Source organism: Streptomyces sp. NPDC034043 (assembly GCF_055575675.1).
The window spans coordinates 1-5,722 of sequence record NZ_JBVISF010000039.1; the positions used below are offsets into that span (position 1 = coordinate 1).

Sequence of the window (5,722 nt, forward strand, 5' to 3'; positions counted from 1 at the left end):
GAGCGGGCCACGGTCGAGGACGCCAAGGAGTACGTCCACACCGCGCTGAGCACCAACAGCCGCGCCACCCTCAACCACGCCAAGAACTACGCCGAGCAGCGGGCCGGGCGATGAGCGGACGTCCGACGAGGGTCTGGTTCGTCACCGGGGCCTCGCGGGGTCTGGGCCAGGCCATCGCCGACGTCGTCCTGGAGGCCGGCGACACCGTCGTCGCCACGGCGCGCCGCGCTTCGGCGCTGGACGGGCTCGTGGAGCGCCACGGTGACCGGGTCGTTCCCGTGGCGCTCGACGTCACCGACCGCGCGGCGGTGTTCGCCGCCGTCGCCGAGGCCGCCGAGCGGACGGGCCGGATCGACGTGGTGCTCAACAACGCCGGGTACGGTCTGGCCGGTGCGGTCGAGGAGGTCGACGAGGCCCAGGTCCGCGACCAGTTCGACGTGAACTTCTTCGGCGCGCTCTGGGTGACCCAGGCGGTGCTGCCGGTGATGCGTCGGCAGGGCAGCGGTCACCTGCTCCAGATGTCCAGCATCGCGGGCGTCACCACCTACCCAAACCTCAGCATGTACTGCGCGAGCAAGTGGGCGCTGGAGGCGGCCAGCGAGACGCTGGCGCAGGAGGTCGCGGGCTTCGGCGTCAAGGTCACCCTGGTCGAGGCGGGCGAGTTCCGCACGGACTGGAGCGCGGGCAGCATGGTGCGCGCCACGCCCAAGGCCGCGTACGACGCGGTACTGGCCAAGCGCCGGCACGGCCTCTCGGGCGCCTACGCACACCTGCAGCCGGGCGATCCGCGCAAGGCCGGGGAGGCGCTGCTCAAGCTGGTCGACGCGGCCGAGCCGCCGCTGCGCATCCTGCTGGGCAACGGGGCCGCGGACCTGGCGCCGAGCGTGCTGCGGGACCGGCTGGCCGTCTGGGAGGAGTGGGAGGCGCTGGCCCGTACCACCGACTTCCCCCAGGAGCCGGCGTCGTGAGTCTGCTCGCGCAGGATCTGGTGGCCCATGCCGGTCACCGGAGGGCCGCCGCAGTCGCGAGCGACGCCGCGAGCGGGGCGGTACCGGAACCGACACCGGCTCCGGTACCGGCTCCGGGCATGGTGCGCCTGTTCGCCCCGCTGCGGCAGGCGCCACTGGGTCTGCTCGCCCTCGTCCAGTCCGCCGCGGTGGCATGGACCGTCTACGGCCGGACCGAGGCCCCTCCGCCGCAGCCCGGCGACCATGCCTGGTGGCACAGCTCGGGGCCGGTCGAGGCGGAGGCCTTCCGGCCCGGGCTGTTCCTGGCCCTGGCCACCGTCGCGTTCTACCTGACGCTGCCCCTGCTGGCCGTGGCGGCGCAGGTGCTGCGCCGCCACGGCGGCCGGCTCGTGCGGGCCGGGGGCAGGACGCTCACGGCCCAGCTGGCCTTCACGGCCGCCGCCACGGCCGTGGGCTCCGCCGTGACCGTACCCCTCGTGGTTCTGGCGCGCGCCTTCTCCCCTGTGGACGTAGGTCCCTTGGGTTCCGCCATCGCCGCCGATGCCGTCACCGCTCTGCGGCTCTGTGCCCTCGCCGGCCTGCTGCTCGTCTTCGCCGTCGGCGTGCCGTGGGCGGCGAAGACGGGCGCAGCCCCGTACCTTCGAAGAGAATCCGGATCCGATTGATGCTGAATCGTCGTAATGCGCTCAAGGTGGCGGCCGCGGGTGGCGCCGCCGCCCTGTTCCCGTGGGACCGGTTGACCGGCACGGGCTCCGAGGCCGTGGCCAGTTCCCTCGTCACGGCGGAGGCGGCGCCCATCGTGCCGTTCGCGCACGCCATGCCGCTGCCGAAGACCCTCGTGCCGACCGGCTTCACGGCCACCTCCGATCTGTACGAGATACGGATGAGGGAGGCACAGGTCGAGATCGTCAAGGGCCTGATGTCGAAGGTCCGCACCTACAACGGAACCTTCCCCGGACCGACCATCAGGGCCACCCAGGGCCGTGAGGTCGTGGTCCGCCAGATCAACGAGCTCCAGGTCGACACCGCCGTGCACCTGCACGGCGCGCACGTCCTGTCCCAGGACGACGGCCTGCCGATGGACACCATCGTGCCGGGCGGCGAGCGCACGTACCACTACCCCAACCAGCAGGCCGCGGCCTCGCTGTGGTACCACGACCACGCGCACCACCTCGAGGCCGAGAACGTCTACATGGGCCTGCACGGGCTGTACCTGCTCGGTGACCACAACGAGCGGACCCTGCCGCTTCCGAACGGCAGCTACGACGTCCCGCTGATCATCCGTGACGCGCGCGTCGAGGCGGACGGGACGCTGCTCTACACGCGCCCGTCCGACTGCCCGCACATGCTGGTCAACGGCAAGGAACGGCCGTACTTCCAGGTCGCGGCCCGCAAGTACCGCTTCCGTGTCTACAACGCCTGCGCCAACCGGTACTTCCGGCTGCGCTTCGCCGACGGCATCGAGTTCACCCAGATCGGCACCGACGGCGGCTTCCTGGAGACCCCGGTGCAGAAGACGGAGCTGCTGATGCTCGGCGGTGAACGCGCCGACATCGTCGTGGACTTCTCCCGGTACGCGGTCGGCGACTCGGTCGTCCTGGAGAACCCGGGTGCGCAGCCCACCGAGCGCCCCGAGGTGATGCGCTTCGACATCGTGCGGCGGGCCTCCGACTACAGCTTCGTGCCGGGCCGTCTGACGACACACCCGCCGCTGCCGGCGGCGACGGTCGAGCGGGACTTCGAGATCCGTACCTTCCCGGCGATGACCATCAACGGCCTGTCCTACGACCCGAACCGGGTCGACATCACGACCAAGCTGGGCACCACCGAGGTCTGGACGGTCCGCAACGCCGAGGCCCCGGCCGCGCCCGGCAAGCCGGACTTCCACCTCTGGCACAGCTTCCACACCCACTTGACGTACTTCCGGGTGCTGGAGCGCAACGGCCAGCCGGCCGGAGTCCGCGACGCGGGGCTGAAGGACACGGTCACCCTCGGCCCCGGCGACACCGTGAAGATCGCCATGACCTGGGGTCCGTACACGGGCCAGTACCTCTACCACTGCCACCAGCTGGGGCACTCCTCCGGCGGGCAGATGGGGCGGATCGACGTCGTCGCGTGACCACCGCACACGACCGCGACCGCTGAACGGGGGGGCGCCGGGCTGCCGGCGCCCCCTTCGGCGGCCGCGGCCGCGCCGCTCCCGCGCGACGGGCGGCGCATGCGGAAACGGGGGCGGGGGGAGTTCGGCGAACTCCCCCCGCCCCCGCGGCGCGTACGGGCGGATCAGCGCCCGGCGGCCTGCTCCGCGCTGCGTGCGTCCACTGCCTTGCGCAGCGAGGCGGCGACGGTGAGTACGTCCGCGTCACTGAGGCCCGGGTGCAGGGGCAGGCACAGGGTGCGGTCGGAAACCCAGTCCGAGGCGGGCAGCTCGGCCGGGTCGGTGCCGTACGCCGGGACCTTGTGCAGCGGGGCGTAGCGGAAGGTGGTGTAGATCTCGTCGGCCAGCAGGTCGCTGGCGACCTGGTCCCTGATCGCGGGGTCCATCTGCACCCAGTAGAAGTAGTGGGTGGACTCGTGGCCCTCCGGGAGCGCCGGGGGAGTGGCCAGGCCGGCGGTCCCGGCCAGCTCCTGGTCGTACAGCGCGACGATCTCCTTGCGCCGGGCCACCATCTCGGGGAGCCTGCGCAGCTGTACGGAGCCGATGGCCGCGGTCAGGTCGTTGCCGATGACGCGACGGCCGGGCTCGGGGATGTCGAGCTCCCACCACCGGGCGGAGACCTTGGCGTAGCCGAAGCCGCTGGGCTGGGCGAGCCCGTGGTAGGCGAGGCGCCGGACCCGGGCGGCCTGCTCGGGGTCCTTCACGTAGATCATGCCGCCGTCCCCGGTGACGAGGACCTTCATGGCGTCGAAGCTCCACATGGCGAGGTCGCCGAAGGTGCCTACGGCCTTGCCGTCGACGCGGGAGGCCACCGAGCAGGCGGAGTCCTCGATCAGCGTGATGCCGAGCTCGCGGCAGCGCTCGGCGATGCGCACGATGTCGCCCGGGTAGCCGCCGTAGTGGAGGACGATGACCGCCTTGGTGCGGTCGGTGAGGGAACGCTCCACGTCCTCGAGGGTGGGGTTCAGGGTGCGCGGGTCCACGTCGCAGAAGACCGGGCGTCCGCCGCTGGTCACGACCGCGTTGGCGGCGGCGAGGAAGCTCAGCGAGGGCAGGACGACCTCGTCGCCCTCCTCGAGGTCCAGCAGCTCGGTGGCCAGGAACAGGCCGGAAGTGCCGGAGTTGATGAACACGACGTGTTCGGGTGCGACACCCAGGTGCTCGGCGAACGCCGCCTCGAAGGCCTTGGTGCGGGGTCCGTGGCCGAGCCAACGGTCCTCGAACACCTCGGCAACCGCGTCGAGTTCCTCAGCACCCACCTGGGGCTGAAAAAGATTGATCATAGCCGCCTCTCACGTCCGGATGTCGCGATCGAGCTTAGGAACGGGCGCTCGACCGTGGATCGAAGTCCGGTGGTGGTGCCGCGCCGCCCGGCCGCTCACGACGACATCGCCGGCAGCCACGGCTCGACCTCCCGGGCCGCCTCGTGACCGTAGGCCCGGCCCAGCCTGGACAGCACGTCGGCGGCGAGCAGCTTGTACTCCTGGGTGCCCACCGATTCGATGACCACCGTGGCCAGGGCACAGCCGAGCTGAGCCGCCCGCTCGTACGACAGCTTCCAGGCGAGCCCCGCGAGGAAGCCGGCGCGGAAGGCGTCACCCACACCGGTCGGATCCACCACGTCGTCCGTGGCCACCGCCGGGATCTCCAGCCGAGGTCCGTCGGCGGTGGCGATCGAGACGCCGTCGGCGCCGTGCGTGGTGATCCAGGTACCCACCCGGACCAGTACGTCCTCCTCCGCCCAGCCGGTGCGTTCACGCAGCAGGGCGCTCTCGTACTCATTGGTGAAGAGCAGGTGCGCCCCGTCCACCAGGGACCGGGTCTGGGCGGCGTCCAGCCGGGCCAGCTGCTGGGACGGGTCCGCGGCCACCCGGACGCCGAGGGCGTGGGCGGCGGCCGTGTGCCGCAGCATCGCCGCGGGGTCGTCGGCCCCGACGAGGACGAGGTCGAGGCCCTCCCCCCGGTGGTGCACGTCGGCGAGGTCGATCCGGTTGGCCTCGGCCATGGCGCCCGGGTAGAAGCTCGCGATCTGGTTCTGGTCGGCGTCCGTGGTGCACACGAAGCGGGCCGTGTGCAGGGTCTCGCTGACCCGGACCGAGGCCGTGTCCACACCGGCCCCGGTCAGCCAGGTGTCGTACTCGGCGAAGTCGACACCCGCCGCGCCCACGAGCACGGGCCGGAGGCCGAGGCGGCCGAGGCCGAAGGTGATGTTGGCGCCCACGCCGCCCCGGCGGACCTCCAGCCGGTCGACGAGGAACGACAGGGACACCGTGTCGACCTTGTCCGCGATCAACTGCTCCTTGAAGCTGCCGGGGAAGACCATGAGGTGGTCGGTCGCGATGGAGCCGGTCACAGCGATGCGCACAACTGTCTCCTTGGACTCGGGGATGGTGTGGGCCCGCGCTCAGACCAGGCCGGCGGCGGCGCGCAGGGCGTCGACGCGGTCGGTGCGTTCCCAGGTGAAGTCGGGGAGCTCGCGGCCGAAGTGGCCGTAGGCGGAGGTCTGGGCGTAGATGGGGCGCAGCAGGTCGAGGTCGCGGATGATCGCGGCGGGGCGGAGGTCGAAGACCTCGGCGATGGCGTCCTCGATCTTCTG

The 5,722-nt window shown here is 71.8% G+C and carries 6 protein-coding genes and 1 pseudogene; 4 read left to right on the forward strand and 3 right to left on the reverse strand.

The window, feature by feature from the left end:
* The 4 genes and pseudogenes from ACZ51S_RS34570 to ACZ51S_RS34585 all read left to right on the forward strand — a co-directional run.
* Nucleotides 1–114, forward strand: a pseudogene (locus tag ACZ51S_RS34570) (cyclase); the annotation flags it as partial.
* Entirely contained in the window at nucleotides 111–968 is an 858-nt protein-coding gene (locus ACZ51S_RS34575; RefSeq protein ID WP_468479126.1) for an oxidoreductase, read from the forward strand. The pseudogene ACZ51S_RS34570 and the gene ACZ51S_RS34575, both read left to right, overlap by 4 nt.
* Nucleotides 965–1,633: a hypothetical protein gene (locus ACZ51S_RS34580; RefSeq protein WP_388946556.1), complete on the forward strand. Its 669-nt coding sequence runs from the start codon at nucleotides 965–967 to the stop codon at nucleotides 1,631–1,633. Before ACZ51S_RS34575 ends, ACZ51S_RS34580 begins: the two co-directional genes overlap by 4 nt.
* Nucleotides 1,633–3,087 carry a multicopper oxidase family protein gene (locus tag ACZ51S_RS34585; protein WP_468804665.1) on the forward strand — a complete coding sequence of 485 codons (1,455 nt, stop codon included), beginning with the start codon at nucleotides 1,633–1,635 and terminating at the stop codon, nucleotides 3,085–3,087. The genes ACZ51S_RS34580 and ACZ51S_RS34585 overlap by 1 nt, the downstream gene beginning before the upstream one ends.
* A 164-nt stretch (nucleotides 3,088–3,251) precedes the next feature.
* Here ACZ51S_RS34585 and ACZ51S_RS34590 read toward each other — a convergent pair whose 3' ends face one another.
* The 3 genes from ACZ51S_RS34590 to ACZ51S_RS34600 form a co-directional block, all read right to left on the reverse strand.
* On the reverse strand, nucleotides 3,252–4,385 hold the full coding sequence (locus ACZ51S_RS34590) for a DegT/DnrJ/EryC1/StrS family aminotransferase (protein WP_468804664.1): 1,134 nt from the start codon (nucleotides 4,383–4,385) through the stop codon (nucleotides 3,252–3,254).
* A 119-nt stretch (nucleotides 4,386–4,504) separates the two neighbouring features.
* Complete coding sequence (locus ACZ51S_RS34595) at nucleotides 4,505–5,491, reverse strand: carbohydrate kinase family protein (RefSeq protein WP_468479128.1); 987 nt, start codon at nucleotides 5,489–5,491, stop codon at nucleotides 4,505–4,507.
* 39 nt (nucleotides 5,492–5,530) lie between these two features.
* The coding region (locus ACZ51S_RS34600; RefSeq protein WP_468963179.1) for a methionine adenosyltransferase domain-containing protein at nucleotides 5,531–5,722 on the reverse strand (192 nt) is incomplete at its 5' end.